The sequence below is a fragment of the Geopseudomonas aromaticivorans genome (assembly GCF_019097855.1).
GTDB classification, from domain to species: domain Bacteria; phylum Pseudomonadota; class Gammaproteobacteria; order Pseudomonadales; family Pseudomonadaceae; genus Geopseudomonas; species Geopseudomonas aromaticivorans.
Map to the genome: position 1 here is coordinate 1 of NZ_JAHRGL010000070.1, position 1,215 is coordinate 1,215.

Consider the following 1,215-nt stretch of genomic DNA (forward strand, 5'->3'; position numbering starts at 1 on the left):
TCATGGAATATCTTGTTTTCTCCATCTATAGTGATTGAAAGCTTTGCTGGGTATAGTAGTCTGGGCTGGCATCCATGTTCTCTCAGAGTTGGTAAAATATCTATTGAGGTCCTTCTAGCTTTCAGAGTTTCCATGGAGAAGTTTGGTGTAATTCTGATAGGTTTGCCTTTATATGTTACTTGGCCTTTTTCCCTTGCTGCTCTTAATATTTTTTCTTTATTCTGTACATTTGGTGTTTTAATTATTATGTGACGAGGGGACTTTCTTTTGTGGTCCACTCTATTTGGCATTCTGTAGGCTTCTTGTACTTTCATTGGCATGTCTTTCTTTAGGTTGGGAAAGTTTTCTTCTATGATTTTGTTGAATATGTTTTCTGCACCTTTGAGTTGGGTTTCTTCACCTTCTTCTATACCTATTATTCTTAGGTTTGGTCTTTTCACAGTATCCCATATTTCCTGGATATTTTGTGTTAGAGATAATCTCTTCCATCTCTTGTATTCTGTTGGTTATGCTTACATCTGTAGTTCCTGATCATTTACCCAGCTTTTATATTTCTAGCATTCCCTCAGATTGTGCTTTCCTCCTTATCTCCATTTCAGTTTTTAGGTCTTGAACTGTTTCTCATATTTTTTGGCTTGTTTTGTCTTCAATTTCTTTAAGGGATTTTCTCATGTCCTCTTTGAGGTCCTCTTTGAGGTCCTCTATGGTTTTCCTGAAGATGTTTTTAGGTCATTCTCTTCTGGTTCATCTGCATGGTGATGTTGAGGTCTTACTGGTGTATGGTTCCTAGTCTCCGGTGGTGGCCTATTGGGTTTTCTGGTGTTGCCTGTGCTTTTACCTTGTCCTCTTCTCATCCTTTCTTCTGGTGGCTGTAGCAGGAATCTCTTCCTCTCCTGGTGGGTATGGGACCAAGGTTCCCTTCTGGTAGATGCAAACAGATCCAATACTCTGATGTCTGTCCTCTTCTTGTGGATGGAGGTGGCACTGTTAGTGGGGCCTCGGCAGTGTCCAGGTGTGTTGGATCCAGCTGCAGAGTTCAGATCCGGTGAGCCGATCCCTGTTGTCAGATGTCTCTGAGCAGGGCTGTTTTTTTCTTTCTTTCATTTTTCTGAAATTTCTTGATAGTCAAAGGACTGCTGTTGAGAAAAATTCTGATCCTCTTCGGTCCTGACAGGTGGTTGCAGACGGATCAGCTATTAGTGGCAAGTGTTAACT

General features: G+C 41.1%; 1 protein-coding gene. It reads right to left on the reverse strand.

All coding sequences use genetic code 11. From position 1 onward, the window contains the following. Positions 1-440: RBD-like domain-containing protein (locus tag KRX52_RS21025; protein ID WP_217683196.1), on the reverse strand; the 440-nt coding region annotated here is incomplete at its 3' end. Positions 441-1,215: the final 775 nt, after the last annotated feature.